18 protein-coding genes are annotated in these 25279 nt (G+C 52.6%); 14 read left to right on the top strand and 4 right to left on the bottom strand.

What is annotated here, in order from left to right; genetic code table 11:
• Positions 1–289 precede the first annotated feature (289 nt).
• Positions 290–553, bottom strand: coding sequence for a hypothetical protein (locus HQ393_RS13225; RefSeq protein WP_179355627.1), 264 nt, complete (start codon positions 551–553; stop codon positions 290–292).
• A gap of 275 nt (positions 554–828) precedes the next feature.
• On the opposite strand from HQ393_RS13225, the gene corA reads away from it, so the two are divergent.
• The 13 genes from corA (at position 829) to HQ393_RS13160 (ending at position 17545) form a co-directional block, all read left to right on the top strand.
• Entirely contained in the window at positions 829–1791 is a 963-nt protein-coding gene (gene corA / locus HQ393_RS13220) for a magnesium/cobalt transporter CorA (protein WP_179355626.1), read from the top strand.
• Between the two features lie 96 nt (positions 1792–1887).
• Positions 1888–2916, top strand: a complete 1029-nt coding sequence (locus HQ393_RS13215; RefSeq protein ID WP_179355625.1) for a tetratricopeptide repeat protein — start codon at positions 1888–1890, stop codon at positions 2914–2916.
• A 140-nt stretch (positions 2917–3056) separates the two neighbouring features.
• Positions 3057–4343 (top strand): glutamate--cysteine ligase, encoded by a 1287-nt coding sequence (gene gshA / locus HQ393_RS13210; protein ID WP_179355624.1) that lies wholly within the window; start codon positions 3057–3059, stop codon positions 4341–4343.
• Entirely contained in the window at positions 4343–5290 is a 948-nt protein-coding gene (gshB, locus tag HQ393_RS13205; RefSeq protein ID WP_179355623.1) for a glutathione synthase, read from the top strand. Before gshA ends, gshB begins: the two co-directional genes overlap by 1 nt.
• Entirely contained in the window at positions 5281–6342 is a 1062-nt protein-coding gene (locus tag HQ393_RS13200) for an FAD:protein FMN transferase (protein WP_179355622.1), read from the top strand. The genes gshB and HQ393_RS13200 overlap by 10 nt, the downstream gene beginning before the upstream one ends.
• A 137-nt stretch (positions 6343–6479) precedes the next feature.
• On the top strand, positions 6480–6878 hold the full coding sequence (locus tag HQ393_RS13195; RefSeq protein WP_179355621.1) for a PTS sugar transporter subunit IIA: 399 nt from the start codon (positions 6480–6482) through the stop codon (positions 6876–6878).
• A gap of 15 nt (positions 6879–6893) precedes the next feature.
• Complete coding sequence (locus tag HQ393_RS13190; RefSeq protein ID WP_179355620.1) at positions 6894–7166, top strand: HPr family phosphocarrier protein; 273 nt, start codon at positions 6894–6896, stop codon at positions 7164–7166.
• A 103-nt stretch (positions 7167–7269) separates the two neighbouring features.
• Entirely contained in the window at positions 7270–8997 is a 1728-nt protein-coding gene (ptsP, locus tag HQ393_RS13185; RefSeq protein WP_179355619.1) for a phosphoenolpyruvate--protein phosphotransferase, read from the top strand.
• Between the two features lie 30 nt (positions 8998–9027).
• A complete protein-coding gene (locus tag HQ393_RS13180; protein ID WP_179355618.1) occupies positions 9028–10683 on the top strand; it encodes a tetratricopeptide repeat-containing diguanylate cyclase in 1656 nt (551 codons plus the stop codon).
• On the top strand, positions 10673–11755 hold the full coding sequence (locus HQ393_RS13175) for a tetratricopeptide repeat protein (RefSeq protein WP_179355617.1): 1083 nt from the start codon (positions 10673–10675) through the stop codon (positions 11753–11755). Before HQ393_RS13180 ends, HQ393_RS13175 begins: the two co-directional genes overlap by 11 nt.
• Positions 11756–11881: 126 nt before the next feature.
• A complete protein-coding gene (locus HQ393_RS13170) occupies positions 11882–12499 on the top strand; it encodes an O-methyltransferase (protein WP_246307892.1) in 618 nt (205 codons plus the stop codon).
• Between the two features lie 164 nt (positions 12500–12663).
• On the top strand, positions 12664–15057 hold the full coding sequence (locus HQ393_RS13165) for an ATP-binding protein (RefSeq protein WP_179355615.1): 2394 nt from the start codon (positions 12664–12666) through the stop codon (positions 15055–15057).
• 169 nt (positions 15058–15226) lie between these two features.
• Positions 15227–17545 carry a YgiQ family radical SAM protein gene (locus HQ393_RS13160; protein WP_179355614.1) on the top strand — a complete coding sequence of 773 codons (2319 nt, stop codon included), beginning with the start codon at positions 15227–15229 and terminating at the stop codon, positions 17543–17545.
• 111 nt (positions 17546–17656) lie between these two features.
• Here the strand turns inward: HQ393_RS13160 and HQ393_RS13155 are convergent, their stop codons facing one another.
• On the bottom strand, positions 17657–18253 hold the full coding sequence (locus HQ393_RS13155) for an NAD(P)H-dependent oxidoreductase (RefSeq protein ID WP_179355613.1): 597 nt from the start codon (positions 18251–18253) through the stop codon (positions 17657–17659).
• A gap of 269 nt (positions 18254–18522) precedes the next feature.
• On the opposite strand from HQ393_RS13155, the gene HQ393_RS13150 reads away from it, so the two are divergent.
• Positions 18523–19179 (top strand): hypothetical protein, encoded by a 657-nt coding sequence (locus HQ393_RS13150; RefSeq protein ID WP_179355612.1) that lies wholly within the window; start codon positions 18523–18525, stop codon positions 19177–19179.
• A gap of 116 nt (positions 19180–19295) precedes the next feature.
• Here HQ393_RS13150 and HQ393_RS13145 read toward each other — a convergent pair whose 3' ends face one another.
• Together HQ393_RS13145 and HQ393_RS13140 are read right to left on the bottom strand one after the other, a co-directional pair.
• Positions 19296–23027, bottom strand: coding sequence for a hybrid sensor histidine kinase/response regulator (locus HQ393_RS13145; RefSeq protein ID WP_179355611.1), 3732 nt, complete (start codon positions 23025–23027; stop codon positions 19296–19298).
• 129 nt (positions 23028–23156) lie between these two features.
• Positions 23157–25268: a methyl-accepting chemotaxis protein gene (locus HQ393_RS13140; protein WP_179355610.1), complete on the bottom strand. Its 2112-nt coding sequence runs from the start codon at positions 25266–25268 to the stop codon at positions 23157–23159.
• Between the last annotated feature and the right edge of the window lie 11 nt (positions 25269–25279).

Genomic DNA, 25279 nt, shown 5'->3' with positions numbered 1-25279 from the left:
TGGGGCTGAAAATAGTGAGTGTCAAATGGTGCGGCGCAGTTTAGCACGCGGGTACGGCAAAATCGTGACGCGGGCGATGTGCAAAGTGCCAGCTCCGCAATTATGTATCCATTGCGCTTGCGAAGGTTCTGTGTCGGGCGACGCGAGCATCTTTTGCCGTGGGGTGTTGTGCTGGTGCAGGTTCTGCCATGAGTCAAGGCATAGTTGTCTAAAGTAAGCGCTCACCATTGCTGCAATAACACCATTACGATGCTTGGCCCCGTGCTCTGGGGGCTGAGCTACTTAGCCATTAAGCCAGTTTAATGACGCTGAAAATGATTACCGGAATTGACAGTAATGCTGCACTGATTGCTAACAATGGAATATGAATCATCGGCAAGATGAATGGTGAGCAAATCATGCCCGTGGTGAGTAATAAAAATGCACCAAGCAATAAGGTATAGCCAAGGGCTTGATTTGTTTCCGGATAGACCTGTATTGGCGACGGTGACGTAGGTGTGACGACGGGTTCACTCTCAATAATGCGCAGCGGTGGAATTCGAGGTGTAGACATGCTGCCGACTCCTAAAATATGTTGATGTCCTTATGCTAAAAGAATACTGGCTTGGTCTCTATGTAATAATTTGGCAAATAAGAATGTGAAAATAAACACTTAGCTCATTCTTGGCGACGCATTGTGATCGCGAGGCATGGATTGAAAGCGTCGAGTTGAAAGGCGGCCGATGTCAGTACGCACACGCGATGTCGAACGAGCAAGAATCCCCTTAGTTGCTTGCGCTGCCGTATAATCTGCGCGCAATCTCTCATCGATTTTTTAAGGCTGTATCCATGCTCAATGCCTTCGTCCTCTCTGCTGGTCGTTTGATTCAAGTCCCTGCTCTGGTGCCGGAAGACTTGTCGCGACCGGAGGTGCTTTGGGTCGATATGGTGGACCCGAGCGACGAAGAGCGTGAATTGGTGCAGCGTGTGTTTCACCTTGAGTTGCCGGAAGACGAAGAGCTGAAAGACTTGGAAGAATCAGCGCGCTGTTATGTTGATGATAACGGCGTGCACATCAGCTCGTTTTTTCTGTCACATTCGGAAGACGCGCACAATAACGTTACCGTGTCATTTTTGCTGAACGAAGGCCGTTTGCTAACGATACGCCAAGAGGAATTGGCCGTATTTCGGCTGTTTCGCTTGCGCGCTCGGGTGCAACCGGGCTTTGTGAGTAGTGCGCAGGAAATTTTGCTGGCGATTTATGATGCCGCCGTCGAGTATGACGCTGACGTGCTCGAAGACATTTATGCCAAGCTCGATGAAGTGAGTCGCCGCGTACTCGATCACAGCGCCGATATGACCGACGAGCTGATGGGGCAAGCGCTGGCCGAGCTGGCAGGGCACGAAGACATTAACGGTAAAGTACGCCTTGATCTGATGGACACGCGCCGCGCGCTGTCTTTCCTATTGCGTAGCCGCCAGTTGGCCGCAGCGCAGGAAAATGATTTGCGCGAGATTTTGCGCGACTTGGAATCACTGAATAACCACAGCGCATTTTTGTTCGACAAGATTAACTTCTTGATGGACGCGGTAATGGGTTTGATTAATCTGGCGCAGAATAAAATCATCAAAATCTTCTCGATCGCCAGCGTGGTTTTCCTGCCGCCTACTTTGGTCGCCTCGATTTACGGGATGAATTTTGCCCATATGCCCGAGTTATCTGAAAACTGGGGTTACCCCGCCGCATTAATGTTGATGGTGTTGTCGGGTATTGCGCCGTATTGGTTCTTTAAGCGCAAAGGATGGTTGTGATCGTCGGGTTCGCCTTAGATCGCTTTGAATGATGATCTGTATTTGCGGGGTCGTGGATTGCCATTTACGATGGCAAAAAACAGAAGCTAAATGGCCATGACCACAACAGTCCCTTCCGCAGCTGAAAAGATTAAGGCGATTAGCCGCTCTCTCTATAGTGCCCCCGGTGAGGCTCTGCAGTTGAGCGAGCAATTGCTGGCGGACAGTTTGGCGTATCACGACCGCGCCACCCAGGTGCAGGCCAGTATTTTTATTTCCATTACCCAAGATCAGCTCGGGCAACGATTTGATGGCGCCCAACTCTTGATCGATGCATTGGCGATCTGCGAGCAAGATCAGTTGGGCCTGCTTGAAGCACAAGTGCTTGAGCGTCTCGGGCGTGACCGCTATACCGCCGGGCTTTACGCCGAATCACTCGATTACTGGACGCGTTGTATTGGGCAATGCCGTAGTTTGCACCATTGTGGCTATAGCCATATTTTTGCCCTGATCGGTCTTGGTCATATTTGCAGCGCCTACAACGAATACCTGCAAGGGGCGGAATTTTATCGGGCGGCCATGTTATTGCTGCGACTGAGCCCTGATCCGTTGATTTTTGCCAAAGCGCAATTGAGCCTAGGATGGGATCTTTATAATGGTGGCGAGGTTGAGGAGGCGACGCGGATACTGAAAGATTCGGTCGCTTTTAGCCGGGAGCATGGTTTTGGTCATTATGTGTCGGAGTCTTTGCTGCATTTAGGTACCGTTTACCTCAAAGCGCATGATCTCGTTCAGGCTGAGTTTTATCTCGAAGAAGCACTCGAAGCGTTACTCGAAACCCCATCGCACTGGGCAGAATGCAATGTACTCGGGATGCTGGCCGAAGTGCGCTTTTTGCAAGGCTCGCCACAAATGGCGCGCGATATGATCGAGCGGGCTATTCATCTGGCGCAGCTTGATGGTATGCGGCATATCGAGGCGCGATTGAATGCGCAGGCCGCTGGATATTGTGCGGCACTGAATGATGAACATGGCATCGAATATTACGGGCATCAACTTGATCGCTTGTATGAAATCAACACCGAGGCATGGCATATCCCGCCGATCAATCTGAGTCATATTCGGCAATATTTACCAAGACGCTAGGTGTATAGCCTGAAAAAGCTTTTATGTACTAGTTTTGATGTAAATACATGGGGTATGTATATTTAGCGCAGCGCCGATCTTGAATTCGTACAAGCTGTCGCCATATCTTATTGAATCACTTAATTGACGCTGGAGCCGCCATGAGCGTGCCGCATCTGACTACCGCATTGACTGGCCCCCTGTTGGAGCTGGAACACAAAATCCTCGCCGCCCAACCGGAAATCGAACACTGGTTTCGTAATCAATGGCAGGAGCACACCCCGCCGTTTTATGGCTCGGTTGATTTGCGTAATGCGGGCTACAAGCTCGCTCCCGTCGATATGAATCTCTATCCGGGTGGGTTTAATAATCTCAATCCGGAATTTCACCCGCTGGCGGTACAGGCCGCGATGATGGCGCTAGAGGGCTACTGTCCTGACGCGCGCCGCATTTTGCTGATCCCGGAAAACCACACCCGTAATGGTTTTTACCTGCAAAACGTCGCGGCGCTGGCCAAAATCCTGCGCCAAGCCGGCATGGTGGTACGTATCGGCAGCATGAATCCCGAAATCTCGGCGCCGACCGAGCTGGATTTGCCCGATGGCAGCAAAATGCTGCAAGAGCCAGTGACGCGTAAAGGAAATCGCGTTGGCTTGGGCGCTGATTTGAGTGAGTTCGACCCGTGCGTGGTGCTGCTCAATAATGATTTATCCGCTGGCATTCCTGATTTACTGAAAAACATCGAGCAGACCTTATTGCCGCCGCTGCACGCCGGTTGGGCTGTGCGCCGTAAAACCGGGCATTTTGCCGCGTATGATCGTGTCGTCGCCGATTTTGCTAGCATCATCGATATTGATCCGTGGCTGATTAATCCTTACTTCGAGCACGTGGATGGCCTGGATTTTCACGCGCGAGAAGGCGAAGAAAAACTCGCCGCCACGATTGATGCGATGATTGCAAAAATCGCCGCTAAATATGCTCAATACGGCATTGATCAAACGCCATTTGTCATTGTGAAAGCCAATGCTGGCACGTATGGCATGGGTATTATGAGCGTGAAATCGGGTGCAGAGCTGGTTGGCCTCAATCGCAAACAGCGCAACAAAATGTCGGTGATCAAGGAAGGCATGGAAGTGCACGACGTGATTGTGCAAGAAGGCGTGCCGACGTTTGAAACCATCGATGATGGTGTGGCTGAGCCTGTGGTCTATATGCTCGATCGCTTTGTGATTGGCGGCTTTTACCGCGTGCATACTGGGCGCGGCATCGACGAAAATCTCAACGCGCCGGGCATGCACTTTAAGCCTTTGGCGTTTGCAACCCCGCTCTCAACCCCCGATTGCGACGGCTCACCCGATTGCGAAGCCAACCGCTTTTACGCCTACGGCGTCGTGGCGCGCTTGGCACTGCTCGCCGGTTCGCTAGAGCTGGAAGAAGGAAGCCTCTAATGCGCATCCTTTTTGTCGCTGACCCGCTGAGCGGATTTAAAATTTACAAAGATTCCACTTACGCCATGATGCGTGAAGCCCATGCGCGCGGGCATCAGGTTTTGGCGTGTATAGCTGATGATCTTCGCCTCAAAGAGGGCGTGGTGGAGGCCAAAGCGCAGTGGATCGGTTTTACCGAGACGCAAGTTGGCCACGACTGGTATCACATCGAGCAAGAAAGCTACATCGCCTTGCGCGACGTGGATGCGGTGGTGATGCGCAAAGACCCACCTTTTGATCAGCAATATTTGTACGCGACGCAGTTATTCAGTCTCGCCGAAACGCAAGGTGCGAAAGTATTTAATCGCGGTCAGGCGCTGCGCGACTTTAATGAAAAACTGGCGATTTTCCAATTTGCCGAATACATTGCGCCGACGATGGTTAGCCAGAATATGGCCGACATCCGCGCCTTTGTGAGCGAACACGGCGATGTCATCGTGAAACCGCTCGATGGCATGGGTGGGGCAGGTATCTTCCGCATTACCAATGCAGACGCTAATTTGGGGAGCATACTGGAGATGCTCAGCCACAATGGCGAACGTCTGGTGATGGCGCAGAAATACCTGCCAGCGATTAAGGATGGCGATAAGCGTATCTTGCTGATTGATGGCGTACCCGTGGATTGGTGTTTGGCGCGAATTCCGCAAAATGGTGAAACGCGTGGCAATTTGGCCGCGGGCGGTGCAGGGGTTGCGCGCCCGCTAACCGCCAAAGATCGAGAAATTGCCGAGAAACTCGGCCCGCAATTAGCGGCACAAGGCTTGCTGCTGGTGGGACTCGATGTGATTGGTGAAAATCTCACCGAGGTGAATGTCACCAGCCCAACGTGTTTTCAGGAAATCGCCGCGCAATCGGGGATTAATGTGGCCGGTTTATTCATCGATGCGCTTGAGAGGAAATGTTGTTAAGCGTCTCAACAGCCCTTCGACAAAGCCGTGGCCTGTTTGCCGCGGCTTTCTTGCTTTTGCTCACTGCCTGTAGCGGCGAGCAGGTTTACCAGCAGGAAAGCTATGTCTTTGGCACGCGGGTGCAGATCAGTATTTATGGCTTGGATGATGCCGTCGCGGCCAAACACGCAGGCGTCGTGCTGGCTGAGTTGGATCGCCTGCATCGCAAACTTCATGCCTGGCAGCCATCGGAAATTACGCGTCTCAATGCCGCATTTAAACAAGGTGAAACGGTAGAGGCGGATATTGAGCTGATTGCCATGCTCAATGCCGCGCAAAAATACGCCCGGCAAAGCGATCAGCTATTTAACCCTGCTGTGGGTGCTTTGGTGAATGTGTGGGGATTTCACAAAGACACCTTTGCCGCCGTCACACCTGATGCCAATGTGATCTCGGCACTGCTGGCCGCCCAACCCAGTATGGATAATGTGCTGATTGATGGGGCTAATGTGAGTAGTACAAATCCGGCGGTTGAGCTTGATCTGGGTGGCTTTGCCAAGGGCTGGGCGCTGGATCATTCGGCGGATTATTTGCGCAAGCAGCGGGTGTTTAACGCCTTGATCAATATTGGCGGTAATGTGCTGGCGCTGGGTAAAAAAGGGCAAGAACCATGGACTGTGGGGATTCAGCATCCGCGTGAACCCGAGGCCATGGCGACACTGGCACTCAAAGATGGTGAATCAATCGGCACATCGGGCGATTATCAAAGATTTTTTATGCTCAATGGCAAGCGTTATAGCCATTTGATCGATCCACGTACCGGGCAGCCAGCGCAAGGCGTTCAGGCCGTCACGATCGTCGCGCCCCCCAGCCAAAATGCGGGTGCGATCTCTGATGTGGCGACCAAGCCGATGTTTATTGGCGGTGTGAATACGAGTTGGGTCTACGCGCAGCGATTTGGTGTGAACGATGCGATGGTCATTAACGATGCGGGGGCGGTATTTATCTCGCCGAGCTTGCAGTCACGCATTAAATGGCTCAAGAAACCAGCGCATTTATATCGCCTGCGTTAAGCCGCGTAGTGTTGCAGCAGAGTACATAGGCATTTTTCATACTGCCGCAACTGTAAAAACAGTTATATGATGCAGAATCGGAATAAAAAAACCCAAGGCTCACAAGGCATTAGGGCTAGAAAAGGAAGCAAATCCGCATGGTAGGCATAATCATCGTGACTCACTACTCGATGGGTGAAGCGCTAATGACCTGTGCGCAGCACATTATGGGTCGCCCTTTGCCGAATTTGGGCCAATTGGCCGTGAGCAAGGCGGACGAGCCTGATGAAGTCGTGCGTCGTGCGCAGGCCTTGATCAACGAGCTCGATGATGGCTCAGGTGTGCTGCTGCTGACTGATATTTATGGCGGAACACCTTCCAATGTGGCCAATCGATTGATTCAGGCGGGGCGCGTTGAAGCGGTTGCCGGGGTGAATCTGCCCATGTTGGTACGCGCCTTGTCATACAGTCATCAGTCTTTGGAAATTGCAGTTAGCAAGGCGATTACAGGCGGCCTCGAAGGTGTGCTGTATATGTTGCCAGGTGCCCAGTCGTAATTAGGATAAAGAACAATGCCGCAACAAGAAGTCGAAATCGTCAATAAATTAGGTTTGCACGCTCGCGCATCAAGTAAATTTACGCAGCTGGCGAGCCAGTTTCAGTGTGAAGTCTGGGTCAGTCGCAATCAAAAACGCGTTAACGCCAAATCGATTATGGGCGTGATGATGCTGGCGGCGGGCAAAGGTAGCAAAATCATTATCGACACCAGCAATGCGCCTGATGAACAGGCTGCACTGGATGCATTGACTGCTTTGGTGGCAGACAAGTTTGGTGAAGGCGAATAATCAATCATAGGGTGATCGAGGCCGTTAGAGTTCTCGACCCCTTTCTGCTGTAGGTGTTCCTGCGGCAGATTCAGGCGATGTGCGCGCCTACAGGAGGGAATAGATGAGTATTAGCCTACATGGTTTAGGGGTCGGTGGCGGTATTGCCATCGGTCATGCCCATTTGGTGTCGCAAGCCGATATCGAGATTGTGCATTACCTCATTCCCGCCGAAGGTTTGGCCGCGGAGTTGCAGCGCTTTGATGACGCGATTCGCAATACCCGCAAAGAATTAGAAATGCTGTGGGGGAGTATTCCCGATAATGCCCCCGCCGAGTTAGGTGCATTTTTGAGCTTGCACATCATGCTGCTCAACGACCATACCCTATCCAAAGAGCCTCGCCATATTATCGAGCAGCAACGCTGCAATGCTGAATGGGCGGTGAAGCAACAGCTTGATGTATTACTCGCGCAATTTGACGAGATCGAAGAAGAATATCTGCGTGAACGTCGTACCGACGTCATTCAGGTCACCGAGCGCGTATTCAAAGCGCTGGCTGGGCATGAACACGGTAACCACGCCCCGAGTTGTGGCGGTGACGACTGCATTTTGGTGGCGCATGATTTATCCCCTGCCGATATGGTCTTGTTCAAAGACACCAATTACAAAGCCTTTATTACCGATGTGGGCGGCTTAACATCGCATACGGCCATTTTGGCGCGTAGCCTTGATTTGCCCTCAGTTTTGGCGCTGCGCAATGCCCGCGAGATTATCCGCGAGCAAGAGCTGATTATTGTGGATGGCATCAAGGGTTGCGTCATTATTGATCCTGATGCCGCCATTTTGGCCGAATATCAGTTCCGTCAGTCTGAATGGCTGATCAAGCAGGCCAAACTGCAAGATATCCGAACCCAAGCAGCAGTCACGCTCGATGGCACTAAGGTTGAGCTGACCGCCAATATCGAGCTGCCGGAAGACTGCGAATTGGCGCTGGAAAACAGCGCCAGCGGGATTGGTTTGTTCCGCTCCGAGTTTTTATTCCTGAAAGAAGACGATCTGCCGACCGAAGAAGAGCAGTTCGAAGCTTATCGCCAAGTTGCGCTGGCGATGCAGGATAAGCCCGTCATTATCCGTACTATCGACTTGGGCAAAGATAAAATTCCGTCGTGGCAATCGGAACGCGAGGCACCCAATCCTGCGTTGGGCTTGACGGGTATTCGACTATGCATGGCCGAGCCGCAAATGTTCCGTACCCAATTGCGCGCACTGCTGCGTGCATCAGCATTTGGCAAAATCAAATTGCTGATTCCGATGCTCTCGGCGCTGAGTGAAGTGAAGCAGACGCGCTTGCATCTGGAAGACATCAAGGCGCAATTGCGTGAAGAAGGCATTGCCTTTGATGAACATATTCAGCTCGGCGGAATGATCGAAGTACCCGCGGCCGCGATGGCGGTGGGCGCTTTTCTCAATCATCTTGATTTTATATCGATTGGTACCAATGACTTGATCCAGTATTCATTGGCCGTCGATCGCAATGATGATGCCGTGAGCCATTTATACGATCCACTCAATCCGGGTGTTTTGCATTTGCTCAAGCACATTATTAGCACCGCCGACAAAATGGGCAAACCCGCGTCAATGTGCGGAGAAATGGCGGGTGATCCGAGCTTATCCAGGTTGCTGCTGGGCTTGGGCTTGCGACGCTTTTCGATGTTGCCTATTCAGTTATTGAAAGTGAAACAGCAGTTATTGACGGCAGAAATGGGGCGGATTAAACCCATTGTGAGCAAAATGCTCAAAGCCGACGACGAGGATCAATTGCGAGTTTTATTGCAGCAACTCAATAATTAATCCATTGATTGGGAATGACGATCAGCACCCTTGACTGAGCTTGATGCATTTTTACCGCCAACGCCTTGCGTTGCCGATGACATTATTCGCTGCCTGCAAGAAGCACGGCGGCTTTTTGTCGTGAATTGCGAGTCTAGCTTGGTGTTGGCGCAAGCGGCGTTGGCGAGTGCTGAGCAGATTCAATCCAATGAGCTAAAGGCTCAGGCTTTGCTATTGATCGCTAATTCGCAATCGATCTTGCAACAAACCGACCAAGCGATCACTAATTTTAATGCGGCGCTGGAGCTGGGGAAAAAGCTGGGTCAGCGAAAACTGCAAAGTGCCTGCTTCGATGGTTTAGCGTTTTGTTATCAAGCCCAGCGGATGACACAGCAAGCGCTACAAGCATGGCTCAACGCGCTGCAAATCGCCCAGCTTGATGATGACGTTGAACGCTATATCCATGCCTACCTAGGGATCGCCAATCTTTATTTCCAACACGATAATTTTGATCAGGCATTTTATTACCAAACACAAGCGCTAGAGTGGGCGCAGCTGCATGGTGATCAAGATTTACAGTCAAAAACACAGCTGCATTTAGCTGCGACACTCATCAAGCTCAAAGAATATTCATTCGCTGAGCAATTGCTGATGAAAACTGAAGATGACTTGATATTGCCTGAGCGTTTGGGCTGGCTGGCTGAAATTAATCAATATCTCGGCCAGATGAATATGGCGCGGCAAGACTGGATACGTGCACGGGCTTTTTATCAAGCCGCTTACGATTTGAATCTGAATACCGTCTCGCGCTGGGGGCAGGTGCAAAGTCTCTTGGGTTTGGGGCAATTGAATGCGCGCTTGAATGATTTTCCGCAAGCGGAGCGACAATTGCTGCAAGCGCTGGAGTTGGCCGAGCACATGGAAGACGATCATTTGCGTCAGAATATTCACTTTGAGCTCTCAGCCCTTTTCGAGGCCAAAGGTGACTATATTCGTGCCACGATGCATCACATCGGTTTTCATAATTATTATTTGCGGCTGTTACAGCAAAATCGGCATGATCAACTGGATGCGCTGTCATCCCGTCGTTTAAATCAGGCCGAAATCAAACTGCAATTGCTCCGAAGTGAGCTGGAATTAAAGCAGTTGATGCAGCAACGACACCAAGAGCACGAACGGATGCAGCAATTGGAAAGTGCCGCTTTCCATGATGCGTTGACGGGCGCACTCAATCGGCATGCGCTTGATGCGCAATTGCCGGTCTTGATGCAGCAGATTGCGCAGGAAGGCGGGTCACTGTGTTTGATCATGATTGATTTTGACCATTTCAAACAAGTTAATGATCGCTATTCACACCACATTGGTGATGAAGTTTTGAAAAATGGCCTGCACTTACTGCATGCCTTAACGCGCGATACGGATCTATTGGCGCGGTATGGTGGTGAAGAATTTGTCTTGATTCTGCCTCGGGTCGAGCCTCATGTCGCATGCAAGATCGCCGAGCGGATGCGCCAGAAAATTGCCAATTTTAATTGGGGCTCGCTTGCTCCAGAGCTGGCTGTGACCATTAGTCTGGGCTGTGCCCAGTGGCAGCACGCCATGTCGGCACAGATGCTATTTGAAGCGGCCGATGCCGCACTTTATCAGGCTAAACATCAGGGGCGAAATCAGGTTTGCCTGTATTCAGGAGAGCCCCATGTCGACTGAATGCCTATTTTCCGAGCAGTATGCAGCGGCGTTGGCGCTGCTCACACAAAATACTGAACAGGCACAAGCTCAGGCGACCCAATTAGTCGCTATCGCCCGTCAACAGCAAGATGGCGAGTGGATAGGCCAAGCATATCGGTTGCAGGCCAAAGCGCAGAGTCTGGCCGGGCAGAAAAAAGACGCCATCAAAACACTGCAAACGGCGATTCGGTATTTGAAACGGCTCAAGCACATGCCGCCAGTAATGCAATGCGAGGATGAGTTGGGTCAGCTGTATTACGAGCAACTCGATTATTATCTGGCGCTCGATAGTTGGCTTAAATCGTTGGAAATCGCGGCCTTATTGCAAGATTCCCGCGGCTGTATTCGCGCCTATATTGGCGTTGGCAAGGTGCATTTTGCATTTGGCGATTTTCGCAAAGCTATGCATTTTCATTTGATCGCCAATAGCTTGAGCTTGCCACTGCAAGACAAAGAGCTTGATTGCGAAGTCGCGCTCAATATAGCAACGGCGGCTTATCGATTGGGCGAGCTAGATCGCGCGTTAGCGGCACTCGGCCAAGTCTCTCAGCACTTGCTCGATGGCATCAATCATCCCGAATGGCGCGCCGAGGTTCTGACCTACGATGGATTGATTCATTTGCATTTCGAGCGCTATCGCGAAGCACAAGAAATACTGAGCCAAGCGTATCAATTATTCCGTCACAACAAGCTCGTCGCAGGGCAGGTGCAGGTTATGAGTGCCTTGGCGCGTTGTTTTATCGGGCTCAATCAAATCGATCTGGCCGAAGAATGTTTGCAAGAAGCCGTGCGCCTTAGTGAGCGGCAGCAATTAGCGACCTTGCTACTGGAGTCGCAATCCTTGCTGGCTGAGTTGTATCTGGATAGTGGGCAATACAAACTCGCCCTCGAACATCGCAAGAAGCTGCACGACTTACTCACTGGCCAATCTTTGGGCCAAGGCTTCCCGCTGAAATTATCGCGCCATAGCAGTGCGCGCTTACGCAAAATTGAGCGTGAGCTTGAAATGAGTAAATCCCGCCATCGCTTGCTGCGTCTGATGACCCCTTAGCGGCTTGGCCGTCGCAATGGCAAATTGCGTAGATCAATACGGTATAATCGCGTTTTGTGCCGTACACCTTTTCCCATTATGACCGTCCAGACCCTTGCTTTATCCGAACCCCTGCGTGATTACTTTATGCAATCGGCTTTACGTGAGCCCGATATTTTGCGGCAATTGCGTGAGGAAACCATGGGGCACCGCGTCGCAAAAATGTCGCTGGCGCCAGAGCAGGGCGCTTTACTGATTTTCCTGCTGCGCATGATGGGCGCCAAACGCTATATCGAAGTCGGTTCATTTTTAGGCTATAGCTCAATTGCCGCCGCCATCGGGATGGGGCCAGACGGTGAAGTCGTTGCCTGCGATATTTGCGATGAATTTACCGTGCAAGCGGAAAGCTGGTGGAAACGGGCGGGCGTAGATCATCAAGCAACGATGCATTTAGGCCGCGGGATAGAAACATTGCCCCGCCTGATCGAGGAGGGCGCTGCAGGCACATTTGACTGCATGCTGATCGACGCCGACAAGCCCAATTACCCTAATTACTATGAATACGCGCTGCAATTGGTGCGCCAAGGCGGGCTGATTATTCTCGATAATATGTTCTTGAATGGTCGAGTTGCGGCGCCGCATGAAAAACACCCGCGTAGCGTGGCGATTTTGCATGAATTCAATCGCCAACTGCGCGATGATCAGCGCGTCGAGCATTGTATTTTACCGACTGGCGACGGCATGACTTTATTATTGAAGCGTTAGGGGTATTTGATTGGGGTTGTTTGCTCGAAATGGTTCTGTAGCTATACCTTCTGTTTTTTTTAATGTTAGGCCTTATTTTCTTACCTGCCTTGCGCGCGTATTTTGCTAGCTTTCCGTTATCAAAAGTCTAGAATAAGCTCCATCAATACTTGGTGTGAGCCTCTATGTTGCCCTTGTTGCAGCCTTTTAGCAGTACGCCTCAATTTGCGAAATTAATCGCGCAAATCGAGTTGCGACTGCATAACGAGCGGGAACAAGCCCAGCAGCAATTGGAAGCACTTTTGCGTACTTCACGCGCCGAGCATGACGCGGTGGGGGTGATCGCCGCGATCGAAATGCTGTCGCAGATTAGCTATGGCAACGCGCGAATTGATTTGCAATACGAAGCCTTGCAAATGGCGCAAAGTCACCATTTATTTGACGCTGAAGCGCGGCTATTGCAATTAATCGGTAAAGCCTACTACGCCAGTGCCCAGTATCGCGAGGCCATCCAATCTTGGGCGCGCTGTCTGGAAGTGGCCGAGTTATCTCAGCAATATGTCACTTGGGTGAAGGCCAAAGTCGGGCTAGGGCAAATTTATGACGCGCTTGGCGATCATCATTCGGCGGTCAAGCTACACCGCGAAGCGATTGCGCGCTGTGAGCATTTGAACGATCGCTGGTTATTGCTGCAGGCGCATATCAATTTGGGCGTCAATCTACACAAGTTGCGACGCAGCGATGAAGCCTTAGACTCGTTTAATTTTGCGCTCGATACGGCACGCGAACTCAAGCATGCCGATGATGAAGCCGAAGCGCTGATGCGGCTGGGCGAAGTTCACCTTTCGCGTCAGGCTTTTGCACGTGCGATGACGGCTTTGGATGCGGCTGGCGTCATCGCTGAGCGCACGGGCTATCGTTGGGCTTGGGCGCAGACATTATTGTTGCGAGCTGAATGTCTGCTCAAAATGGCGCGGACCAACGAGGCATTGCAATTGGCGAATCAAGGTTTAATCGTTGCCGAGCAAGCTGGTGCTGCGCATGTGCGGATGCGGCTCTTGTATTTATTATCTGAGATTTGTGAACAAATCGGCGATTTAGGCACTGCTTTGCAAATGCAACGCCAAGGCCAAGCACTGGATCGCAAGATCAATCAATCCACCCAATTAGCCCCCTTAGAGCAGGTCGCCAAAGTGGCGGGCTTGCTGCAAAACTCAGATCAAATCCTACTCGATCTTTCCAGTGATCCCGCGCTGGAGCAGGGAGATATTGCGACATTAAGCTATCAATTGTGCCTAACTGCCTGCAAAGTGCTCAATCTGGCGCAGGCGAGTTTTTGGCTTTGGAATGATGAATCACTCGATTGTCAGGTGCGCACCAATGCTCTGGGCGAATTACTCAAGCCGGGGCCACGTGTGGCAGGGGAAGCTTTTGCCAGCTTATTCGACAATCTGAAGTCGGGTGAAATGATTATCGCGCATTCGGCAGGGCAGCATTTATACACGTGGCGCTGGAGCGAATATGCTTTGCAGGCACAAGATATTCAGGCGATTTTACTGGTGCCTGTGCGTTTGAATGAGGAGTTTATCGCGGTGCTGGCTTTTGAACATTTGGGGCAGCAACGCAACTGGTTACGCGATGAGATTCAACATGCCCATCAATTGGGCTTGCTAGCTGTGCGAGCGATGGCGCAACATCGACAAAATCTCGACCAGCAGCAGATCGCGCGGCTCAATACGCAGTTGATCGAGCAAAATGATCAGCTTGAAACACGGGTGCAAGAGCGCACCCGCGCCTTAAGTCAGGCAAGCCAAAAATTGATTCAAGCCGAAAAGCTCGCCGCATTAGGGCATTTAGTGGCGGGTTTTGCGCACGAACTGAATACCCCTTTGGGCAGTATCCTGACTGCGGCAACGACCTTTAGCGATAATAGCCGCGAAATGAATCAGCAATTGCAATTAGGCGCACTCAAGAAATCACAGGTAGAGCAATACATCGTCGAAGGTTTACAAATTGCCGATCTGATCGAGCGCAATGCACAACGTTCTAGCGATTTGATCCGCGATTTGCGCCAATTGTCGAATGAACGCTCAACGCAAGCGCCTGAATCCATCGTTCTTGCCACGCTACTTGGTGAGCAAGTTGCGCGACTTGACGGTATTCTTCGGGCTCGCCACATCACCGTAGAGCTAGCGATTGCCCGCGACGTATTTTTGATGAGCTTTCGACCCGAGTTAGAGCTGATCTTTCAGCAATTGCTGCAAAATTCGCTGCTGCATGGATTTACTGGCGCTGCGGGCGGAGTGATTCAAATCCATGCGCAGGCTTTGCACGATGGACGACTGCAAATACGCTATCAGGATAATGGCGCTGGTGTTTCGCACGAATTGCAAAAGAAAATCTTTGAGCCTTTCTATACGACTCAATTTGGTCAGGGGCGCAGTGGTTTAGGGCTGTATCAGGTCTATTCGATAGTGCATGGCAAATTGGGCGGGGAAATTAGTTTGCGTAGCGAGGTGGGGCAAGGTCTTGAAATTACACTGACTTTGCCGTTTGAGGCGCCGATGACGCTGGCTTGAGTTTTCATTGCGCTGGTCTATCTCGGCGCCAAGCCCGCCCAAAACCCTTAGTTTTTATCTGGGTATTTTTACTGGTTTTCGCCAGTTTATTCGATAAAAAACAAGCATTTAGCTGCGCAAGAGCGGCAAAATCTGCGACAATGCGCGATTAGTCTAATTTGCTGTCGCCATGAATCAAACTCATTCCACCCTCAAGCCCATTTACGAGCTACCTGCGGGCTTTGCGCCGCGCAAACCTGCGCCTTTCCTGCCGATGAGCCGCAAGGAAATGGATCAGCTCGGCTGGGATGAGTGCGACATCATCATCGTGACGGGCGACGCCTACATCGATCATCCGAGTTTTGGTATGGCACTGCTTGGCCGCCTGCTCGAAGCGCAAGGCTTTCGCGTCGGCATTATCAGCCAGCCCGATTGGACCTCTAGCGAAGACTTCAAACAGCTCGGCAAGCCACGGCTGTATTTCGGCGTCACCGCCGGCAATATGGATTCGATGATTAACCGCTACACCGCCGATAAAAAGCCGCGCTCGGACGACGCGTACACGCCGGGCGGGGTCGCGGGCAAACGCCCTGATCGCGCGCTGAACGTGTATTGCCAGCGCTGCCGCGAAGCCTATCCCGGCGTGCAGATTATGGCGGGTGGCATTGAGGCCAGCTTGCGCCGTATCGCGCAATACGATTACTGGAGCGACAAAATTCGCCAATCGGCGCTGATTTACTCTAAAGCCGATCTGCTGTTATTCGGCAACGCCGAACGTGCCTTGGTTGAAGTGACACAGCGCGTGGCGGCGGGCGAAAAAATGAGCGAAATCCGCGATGTACGCGGTACAGCCTTCCTTGCTCCGCACGGCTGGAAACCTGAAGGCTGGGTTGAGCTAGATTCATCAGTCGTTGATATTCCGGGCAAAATCGACCCACACATCAACCCGTATGCGACTGAAGAGGAAATGCAGAAAGGTGCACAGGCCGATACCCCTGCTGATGGCGTGCAGACGATTAAAATTGTTTCACGTGAAGCACGCCTTGCCGCGCGCCGTGAAGTACGTGGCCGCACCGTGATTCGCATTCCCTCGTTTGAAACGGTGACCTACGATCCAGTCAGCTACGCGCACGCCAGCCGCACGCTGCATTTGGAATCCAACCCCGGCAACGCGCGCGCAATGGTGCAGCAGCACGGCGAGCGCGATGTGTGGATGAACCCGCCGCCGATTCCGCTCGAAACAGCGGAAATGGATTATGTATTCGACCAGTATTTCGCGCGCAACCCGCACCCAAGCTACGGCGAGCAAGTGATTCCGGCGTGGGATATGATCCGTTTCTCGATCAATATCATGCGCGGCTGTTTTGGTGGCTGTACCTTCTGTTCGATCACCGAACACGAGGGGCGGATTATCCAAAGCCGCTCGGAAGGCTCGATCCTGCGCGAGATCGAAGAAATCCGCGACAAGACCGAAGGCTTTACCGGCCACATTTCTGATCTGGGCGGGCCAACGGCGAATATGTATCGCCTCGCGTGTAAAGACCCGAAAATCGAGCAGTCCTGTCGTCGTTTGAGCTGCGTCTATCCGGGCATCTGTGAGAATCTAAATACTGACCACAGCAGTCTGATTCAACTGTATCGCAAGGCGCGCAAAATCAATGGCGTGAAAAAAATCACCATTGGCTCGGGTCTGCGCTACGACTTGGCGGTCGAGTCGCCTGAATACGTTAAAGAACTCGTCACGCATCACGTCAGCGGCTACTTGAAAATCGCCCCCGAGCACACCGAAGAAGGCCCATTGTCGAAGATGATGAAGCCGGGCATCGGTACGTTTGAGCGCTTCAAAGACATGTTCGATCACTACAGCAAGCTGGCGGGCAAGAAGCAATATTTGATCCCGTACTTTATCGCCGCGCATCCGGGCACTAGCGATGAAGACATGCTGAATCTGGCCCTGTGGCTGAAGAAAAACAACTTCCGCCCCGATCAGGTGCAAGCGTTTACGCCAACGCCGATGGCGATGGCGACGACGATGTGGCACACCAAGCGCAATCCACTGAAACGCATTGCGCGTAGCTCGGAAAAAGTCGACATCATCCGCGACGAAAAACGCCGCCGCATTCACAAAGCGTTCTTGCGTTACCACGATCCGAAAAACTGGCCGATCTTGCGCGAAGCGCTGATCAGCATGGGTCGCGCTGATTTAATTGGCACTGGGCCTAAGCAATTGATCCCTGCCGAAACTGCCAGCGAAAAATCGCTGCAAGCGCCCAAGGGCAATGCGCGTGGCGGCGGTGGGCCGGGCTCTGTTGGTAAAATACCTAATCGGGGTAAGTCACCGCAAGGCAATAACAGAAACGTAGCCGGGGCAATACCCCGTGGTGTAACTAAGCCGGCCGCACGTCCTGCCGCAGGCAAGCCCTTTGGCAGCAAGCCCGTCACTGGCAAGCCGGCGGGTGCAAGACCCACGGCGGGTAAACCCGCTGGTTTGAGCAAGAAACCACGCTAAATAAAAATCCCCGCCTGCAGCGGGGATTTTTTTGATGGTAGCGCAGGGAATTGAGCAGTTGCGATTCAACGAAGTGAATTGGGCGCAGCCTGATCGCCTACTGTGCTGCTCTTAGGCCGTTTCCAATTGCGGAACGTGCTCAAGTAAATGGGCGCGATAGCGGATAAAGTCGGTTTCAATATGCGGGTCTTTAATCACATCGTTGCACATAAACGTTGGCAAGGGTTTCAAGCCCAAAAACTGATTGGCTTTATGGACGGGAAAATACACCGCATCCACGCCTTTGCCTTCAAAAAATTGGCCAGGTTCTTCAAATGCCGCCAGCGGAGCATTCCACGTGACAGAGAGCATATAGTGCTTATTCTGTAGCAAGCCGCCAGAGCCGTATTTCTTGCTCGGGTCGCTGCGTGTACGGCCATCGCTGCCATACAATTTGCCATGACCATGCGTGAACACATCGTCAAAGTATTTTTTGAGTGTCCACGGCGGCCCCATCCACCACGCGGGCATTTGATAAATAATCAAATCTGCGGCCAAGATTTTGGCCACTTCCGCATCCAAATCATACGCAGACTCAAGATGGGTCATTGCGACTTCATGCCCTTGCTCTTGCAGCGTTTGCTGCGCTAATTGAGCAAGCGAATCATTGAGTGCGCCTGCGGAATGCGCCATTTTCTTGGCGGCATTAATAATCAAGATATTTGACATACGGGTGTCCCACTGCTGAAGTTTGATGCGGATAGCATATCGGGCTGCGCGTGGGGTTTGTAGTAAATAAGCCCACTTCCTGAATGTGATTTTTACCCCTGAGCCCAGATCTCCTTATCTGAAATTGCATTTTTTAAGATGATCGGCGTTGCGATCGGCGGGCCGACACGCGCGGTGAGTGACGCCGTCTGGCGTGGCGTTGAATGCAGTTATTTGCACTGCCTTGTTGATAATGTAAGATTGTCGAACGTTTTTGCTGGGAAATGGCAATGGGTTTATTGGATGAATTAAAGCAGCAGGCAACTGCGGTGCAGCAAAATGACGCGCTGGAGCGCGAGCGCAAAGCGGCGAATGTGGCGCAGATACAGCCGGCGATGAGCCGAGTCTATGAGTATTACCGCGTCTTGGCCGAGCAGCTCAAAGTCGTTTGCCCCAATAGCCCGCACACCTATCGGATTTTTGGCGTGGGTGAACTCAATAATGCCCAGATGCTTGATGCGGCGACCCGCTCGCGTACGCAGCAAATCGATGGCGTGTATTGCTATGAATACATCGAATTTGCGGTGAATTGGCGCGCTGGTGCGCCTTTGCAAGTGGCCTATACTTCGGTCAATGAGGCCCAATATCTGAAAGAGCGGCTGTGGCGTTTTGGCTGTAAAGTCGATGAAAAAATCGTCAAAAATGCTGACGGTAAAATGCTGCGGATTGTGCTGACGATTTCGCCCGAGTTTCCAACGCGCTTGCGCTTCGAGAGCGATATTGCCGCGGGTACGGTTAAGCTCAATTTGCGTAATTTAGAAGATTTTATCGATGATTGGCAGATTTTGACGCCAGATCAATGCTCGCCAGCATTGTTTGAAGAGTTGGCAAAGGCTTTGCTGGGTAAGCCGCATCAGCTCAAGTCGCTGTTACCGATGTATGGCTAATCGATTGGCCATGGCTGCGCGGATCGCATGGCCATGATGAGATTTTCAATCGCTAATGGTTGGGTATATCTCTGTAATTCTTTGATATAAAGATCTACAGAAATATACCCTCTGGCTTATGCAGCCAGTTTTTCCTCCATTAAATCCATCACTTGTTGCATCAGCTGTTCATCGTTAAACGGCTTAACCAGATAGCGCGATACCCCAGATAGCTCGGCCTGACGGCGGTGTTTTTCCGTCGAGCGTGAGGTAATCATAATGATCGGAATATGCTGCAAATGCGGCTGGGCGCGGAAGTAGGCGGCCAGCTCCAAGCCATTCATACGCGGCATTTCCATATCGACCAGTACAATATCGGGTGTCCAGTTTTCCAGTTGTTCAATGGCATCCAAGCCATCGAGTGCTGGGCGAACTTCAAAGCCCGAATCTCGCATAAATTGAGTCGTCGCGCGGCGAGCCGAGATCGAGTCGTCGATCACCAAGGCGCGCGGCAAACTCATCGCTTGATCTTGCTGCGTGCTCGCGTGCAGCGCGTTCAAGGCGATCAATTCGCTATCGAGCAATTCACGCAAATCAACGACCGAAGCCACGCCGCCGTCACCGAGCACCGTTGCGCCGAGCATGCCCGGAATACGCGGTACAAACTGGCCCAGATCTTTCACCACAATATCGCGCGAGTCGATTACGCGCTGGATTTGCACCGCCTTGAGTGCGCCCGAATCAAGCTGCAACACAATGGCGGGTAAGCCGGTTTTTTGCTGGCTCAAGGCCGGAACAGGCAGGCCGAACAGGGTTTCCAGCTCGATCAGCGGGACTTTATGCTCGTTCAGCTGGATAAAGCGTTGCTCGTCTTCAACGTGCACATCGGCCAGATCGAAGTAGGCCAGATCGAGAATCCCGCTGGTGGAAATCGCCATGCGCTGTTGCTGCGATTCAATGAGCAGCGCGTGGCTGGCGACGAGCGAAACAGGGAAACGCATTTCGATCTGTAAACCGCTTTCTTGCTCGGTATGCAGCACCAAATTCCCTTTTAGCGCATTGACGGTTGAGAGCACGATGTCCATGCCGATGCCGCGCCCCGACACCTGACTGGCTTCGTCGCGAATCGAAAAGCCGTGACGCAAAATCAGGCGCGCTGTTTCGTTCTGGCTCAGTAGCGTCTGGCCATCAATCAGGCCTAAACGCTCGGCTTTGCTGCGAATTGCGGCTAAATCTAGCCCTGCGCCGTCGTCTTTACAACGCACGACAATCGAATTGCCTTCGCGGGCAAAGGCGAGGCGAATCTGGCCTTGTTCAGGTTTGCCTTTGGCGAGGCGCAATTCGGGCGTTTCAATGCCGTGGTCGATCGCATTGCGCAACACATGCATCAGCGGGTCCACAATCGTATTGAGCAAATGGCTATCGACCAGCGTGTGCTCGCCGTGCAAATCGAGCGCCACATCTTTGTCGAGCAGGCGCGCAGTCTGGCGCGCTGCGCGTTGCAGCCCCGCCTCGATCGTGCTCACCGGGACCATGCGCGTGCGCATCACGACTTCTTGATTATTCACCTGCAAACGATGCTGCGCTTCGATTGCTTCGCCCAGACGTTGATACAGGCTTTCGGTTTCCAGACCCAGCTCGCGCGAGTCGGTCGTCGCCTCGGTGAGGCGTCGCGAAATCGAATGCAGCTCGTTGTAGCTCTCAAATTCCAGAGCGTCAAAATCCTGATTGGCCGCTGGCGTCGCGATGCCGAGGCTGCGTACTTCAATACGCTGCTCCAGCTCGCCGACCAGTTGTTGCACGTTCTGATTTTGCGCCCGCATACGGCGATTAACTTCGCTCGACTGCGAGAGCAATTCGCGCATTTGCGCGACCGAGACAATCGATTCACCGAGCAGATTGAGCATTTCATCGACCAATTTGGCCGGAATACGTACCATGGCTTCGATCTGCTCTTGCTGCGCCTCGATGGGCGTGCCGGCAGGTATAGCTGGCTGATTATTGCTGATACTGGATTCTGAAGAGATACCCTCTGTGTTGATCCCCTCAATATCAATCAAATTGGCCAGATCCAGTACGCGCTGGAATACCGACACACTATCGCTTGGCACTGGCCCGCTGCCCATCAGAGCTTCGGCCATGCCCTCCAAGCAATCGCCAGCTTCGGTCAACAAATTGGCCATTGCCGCGCCGGGTAAATGACCCGCTTCAGACAGCGCAATCAGGATGTCTTCCAGATGGTGCGTCAAGTTGGCAACGCCAGCGATCCCGACGGTATTGGCCGCGCCTTTGAGTGTATGCGCAGCGCGTTTGGCGATGTCGAGATCGGCCATGCTGCCGCGTCCCGAAACGACTTTTTGCATCGCCTGCGCAAATGCGCCTGCCTGCACGGGTAATTCTTGCAGCAAGCCTTCCATTAATTCAGCGCTAATATCGTCGGGTACGGCAAGTGAGACGTCGCTAAGCAGGGCGATTTTTTGCCGTTCCGGCGCTGGGCTTAGTGTGTGGGCGCTAATTTCTTGGGCGAGTAGGCGGGCGCGCAAGCTGGCGAGTAGCGCTTCATCGTCTTCGCCCATCAGCATCAACATGCCCAAGAGCGCCTCGACGTGATTTTCATTCTGCGGCTCGGCGCAGTATTGGCCAAGCCACTGCGTTAGCTCGAGCAAGATATTTGAAAACGCGTCGTTCCAACCTGTTTCGATGCTCGTCAATAATCGCAGACTCAGCGTCGCCAGATAGTCGCCCAGCGGCGGCATACCGATGCCGTAACACGCTTGCGTCAATCGTTCGATCAGCTCGCAAATTTCAGTCACGCCCTCGGCGCTTGCTGCGTCGCCCTTGCTGAGCTGAGCAATCACATCGGCCAATGGCTGCGCCATGGTTTCAAGCTCTTCGCTCAGAATTTGCAGCATATCGGCGCCTACCACGGCGGGCTCCGTCGTCATGCCCGTATCGGAAACGGTCGCAGCTTGGTGCGTCTCTTCAGCCCGCGATGGCGTCGTCAGGCTAGGCTCAAGGTGCTGATGCGCTGCTGGGGCAAACAATACTTCGGCGCGCGCGATCAGCGCGGTGAGCTGATCGGGTTCACTCATTAGAGCATCCAACAGCAGCAAAGGCAGTTGCTCGGCCAAGGCCTCACGCGAGGGATTGCTGCGCTCGGCGAGCAGATAGTCGAGCTGCTGACATAGCGCATCGAGCGTGGTTTTCTGCTCGGCTTGTGCGGCCAGCGACAGCGCCAGCAGCAAATCGGCCAATTGCATCGTTTGCCAATCTTGCTGCACGAGTTGGCCGACTTCATCGAGCAGGCTAAAGACGTCAATGTGTTCGTCTTCAAATTCGGCTGCTTTTAGCTGCATTGCGGCCAAACTGGCGAGTAATTCGGATGAGTCATCCAGCATGGCGTCATTGGCGTGCGCAAGGTCATTGGATGCGCAGGCCGGCGGCAAGATGTCGATGCATTGCGCGGCATCTGTGGCTTGTGCGGCCGCATCTTGCTGCAATAACTCGGCAAACACCTGCAATTCTTCATCCGGCATTGGCGTGGGCCAGCCCGTATTGGCGAGTAGCTCAAGCAAAGCGAGGCGTTGCGGGGCTGCAGGCTGCGCCAGATAGTCGATCAACACTTGGGCCGTGTGGGCAGGTGGGGTGTATTTGGCGGCGCTCACGCAGCTGGCGAGTTGCTCGGCCAGCATGCTGCAATAGCTCCAAAACCCAGTTTGGCCTGCTTGTTCGGCCAGTTCGCCCAATTGATGAGCCGCAGTGGTGGCGTCGAGCAAGGCCGCCTGGTGATCCGTATGGTCGGCGTCAAGGCAGTTGGCGATGGCCGTGGCAAGTGCTGCCAACAGCGCAGCAGATGATTCAGCGAGCACAGAGCCCCCTTGTAAATAGTCAACAAACGTCTATACGCCGCGGGTTTATACGCGGCATGACAACGTTTGGTGGATGATTGATGGATGCAAATGACAGGGAAGGCGGGTGCTGCAGCACCCGCAGCGTCATTAATCTGGCAGCTTAAATACCCGTACGGCAGACAAGAGGCCGCGGGCATACTCCACCAGACTATGTGTCTGCAGAGACTGCTCCTTCAGCTTCGCATTCGTATACTGGGTAGAGGCATTAATCGCTTCGGCGCGAACCACCAGATCGCGATTAACGCGAACCTGCGCTTCAGACGCCACAGCGATCTGCTGTACGGCTTTTACCAGCTGAGCGGTATTTTGCTCGGTTACTTCCATCTGCTGACCCGCTTGCTCGGCCAGACGCGAGCCAGCGACGACTTGCTCAATCGCCTGATTCATCGCGCTCATGGTTTCAGCGGTATCGGCCTGAATATTGTGGACCAGCGATGAAATCTGCTGCGTCGCCTGACGGGCATTTTCCGCCAGACGCTGTACCTCGTCGGCCACCACCGCAAAGCCGCGACCGGCTTCACCGGCTGACGCTGCGTGCATCGACGCGTTCAAGGCCAGAATGTGCGTTCGTTCCGAAATCGAGTTAATCAAATTCACCGCCAGCGAAATCTCTTGCGAGCGCTCGCCCAGACGTTTAATGCGTTTTTCCGTTTCGCGGATCGTTTCGCGGGTATTGTTAATGCCGCTGACAGTGGTATTTACTGACTCCATCGCCTGACGCGTGGTTTTCATCGCGTGCTCGGCCGATTGGTTGGCGCTACGTGCGACGGCCGCAATTTTGGTCATCGAATCGGCGGCGGTGGTCAGCGCTTTCGATGCTTTTTCCACTTCTTCGCTTTCTTTTTCCGCAATGCCCATTACTTCATCGCTTTGCTCTTTTACCAGCAAAGACGCTTGCGTCACGTCGGCCGATAGATCGGATACGCGCTGCAATACCTTGGCCGTTTCGGATGAAAGCAAGTTCAAGGCGTCGGCGACGGGGCCTGTTACGTCTTCGGTTACGGGTACTTTGTGCGTCAAATCTTTACGCGCCAGAATCGCAACGGCTTGCAGCAGATTAAGTACGGCATCGTTGAGTTTTTCGTTCTCGTCGATAATGCCTTGCTGAACCGCGTTACGCTCTTCAATCATGCGGTCAAACGAGCGACCCAATTCGCCTAGCTCATCAGGCTGTTCCATGTCGGTGCGTACGTCTTCACCATTGGCCAGCGCCTCGACTGTATTATGCAAATGCTCTACTGGCTGACGAATACCTTTGGCAATCAAGGTCACCATCAGGGTCAGGATCAGGGCAATGCCGATCAGTACCAGTGTAAAAATGGCGACTGAGGTATTCGACAGCATTTTGTCGAATGATTCTTGTGAATCAATGGCGCTGAGAGCGACTTTGGTCAGCGTTTCGAGCACTTCTTCGGGTTTATCTGATGCCTTATTGGCTTCTTTTTCTGCTTGTCGAGCGGCTAATTGAGCGTCAACGTAGGCGTCAAATGCCTGCGTATATTGGCTAAATAAGGTGTTAATTTCATCTTTGTTGGCAGGGTTCAGGCGGCTTAATGCCGTGCCAAATCCCGCCCGCTCTGCGGTGTGCTCTTGCTTGTATTTAATGTCTTCACGCTGGATAAAGTCTTTCTCGATTTTTCGTAACTTTAGAATGGAAATTTCCAGCTCATTGGCGTTGTTCGGCAGCTTACTTTCCAATTCACGAATCGCCGTCCGCATAACTTTATGCAGCCCGTGCTCCTCGTTAAAACCAGCTTCCAGAATTTTTTTGGCAGAAATATCAAATTTTTCTTTGTAGAGCTTGACCGCCTGCTGCATTTCTTTGGCTTTGGCAGTGCTGGCCTCGTCCGGTGAGAGCGCAATCACTTCGTCAATCGATTTGAGCAGCTTTTTGGTTTGCTCATCGTGTTGTTTGAGGTAGCGCGGTTTATCCAGTTTGAACGGCAGATAGAAGTTTTTCTCGTCTCGACGCACTTGAACGTAATTGACTTCGGCTGTTTTCAGTGCCAGCTCGAATTCGTCGATGCGTTCCATTTGGCTGTGCGCAAATTCGTCCATCGCGAACGTTAAAACGTAAATCAAACCCAATAGGGCAAAGCCGCCCATAATCCCGCGCGTCAGTGTTTTGGTACGCCAAGCGACCGAGCGCTGGCCTAGTGCTTCTTCGAGTCGAAGCACCAATCCTTGGTAGAAATTCATTGATTGAGTCC

Source organism: Chitinibacter bivalviorum, assembly GCF_013403565.1.
In the GTDB taxonomy this organism is placed as follows: Bacteria; Pseudomonadota; Gammaproteobacteria; order Burkholderiales; family Chitinibacteraceae; genus Chitinibacter; species Chitinibacter bivalviorum.
This window is presented reverse-complemented; position numbering and strand designations above follow the sequence as displayed.

Bases quoted from the DNA above. Each gene is read 5' to 3' on its own strand.
- HQ393_RS13155 (WP_179355613.1), bottom strand. From the start codon at position 18,253: ATGTCAAATATCTTGATTATTAATGCCGCCAAGAAAATGGCGCATTCC.
- gshB (WP_179355623.1), top strand. From the start codon at position 4,343: ATGCGCATCCTTTTTGTCGCTGACCCGCTGAGCGGATTTAAAATTTAC.
- HQ393_RS13165 (WP_179355615.1), top strand. From the start codon at position 12,664: ATGTTGCCCTTGTTGCAGCCTTTTAGCAGTACGCCTCAATTTGCGAAA.
- HQ393_RS13140 (WP_179355610.1), bottom strand. From the start codon at position 25,268: ATGAATTTCTACCAAGGATTGGTGCTTCGACTCGAAGAAGCACTAGGC.
- corA (WP_179355626.1), top strand. From the start codon at position 829: ATGCTCAATGCCTTCGTCCTCTCTGCTGGTCGTTTGATTCAAGTCCCT.
- HQ393_RS13190 (WP_179355620.1), top strand. From the start codon at position 6,894: ATGCCGCAACAAGAAGTCGAAATCGTCAATAAATTAGGTTTGCACGCT.
- HQ393_RS13175 (WP_179355617.1), top strand. From the start codon at position 10,673: ATGTCGACTGAATGCCTATTTTCCGAGCAGTATGCAGCGGCGTTGGCG.
- HQ393_RS13150 (WP_179355612.1), top strand. From the start codon at position 18,523: ATGGGTTTATTGGATGAATTAAAGCAGCAGGCAACTGCGGTGCAGCAA.
- HQ393_RS13195 (WP_179355621.1), top strand. From the start codon at position 6,480: ATGGTAGGCATAATCATCGTGACTCACTACTCGATGGGTGAAGCGCTA.
- HQ393_RS13200 (WP_179355622.1), top strand. From the start codon at position 5,281: ATGTTGTTAAGCGTCTCAACAGCCCTTCGACAAAGCCGTGGCCTGTTT.
- HQ393_RS13160 (WP_179355614.1), top strand. From the start codon at position 15,227: ATGAATCAAACTCATTCCACCCTCAAGCCCATTTACGAGCTACCTGCG.
- HQ393_RS13225 (WP_179355627.1), bottom strand. From the start codon at position 553: ATGTCTACACCTCGAATTCCACCGCTGCGCATTATTGAGAGTGAACCC.
- gshA (WP_179355624.1), top strand. From the start codon at position 3,057: ATGAGCGTGCCGCATCTGACTACCGCATTGACTGGCCCCCTGTTGGAG.
- HQ393_RS13170 (WP_246307892.1), top strand. From the start codon at position 11,882: ATGCAATCGGCTTTACGTGAGCCCGATATTTTGCGGCAATTGCGTGAG.
- HQ393_RS13215 (WP_179355625.1), top strand. From the start codon at position 1,888: ATGACCACAACAGTCCCTTCCGCAGCTGAAAAGATTAAGGCGATTAGC.
- ptsP (WP_179355619.1), top strand. From the start codon at position 7,270: ATGAGTATTAGCCTACATGGTTTAGGGGTCGGTGGCGGTATTGCCATC.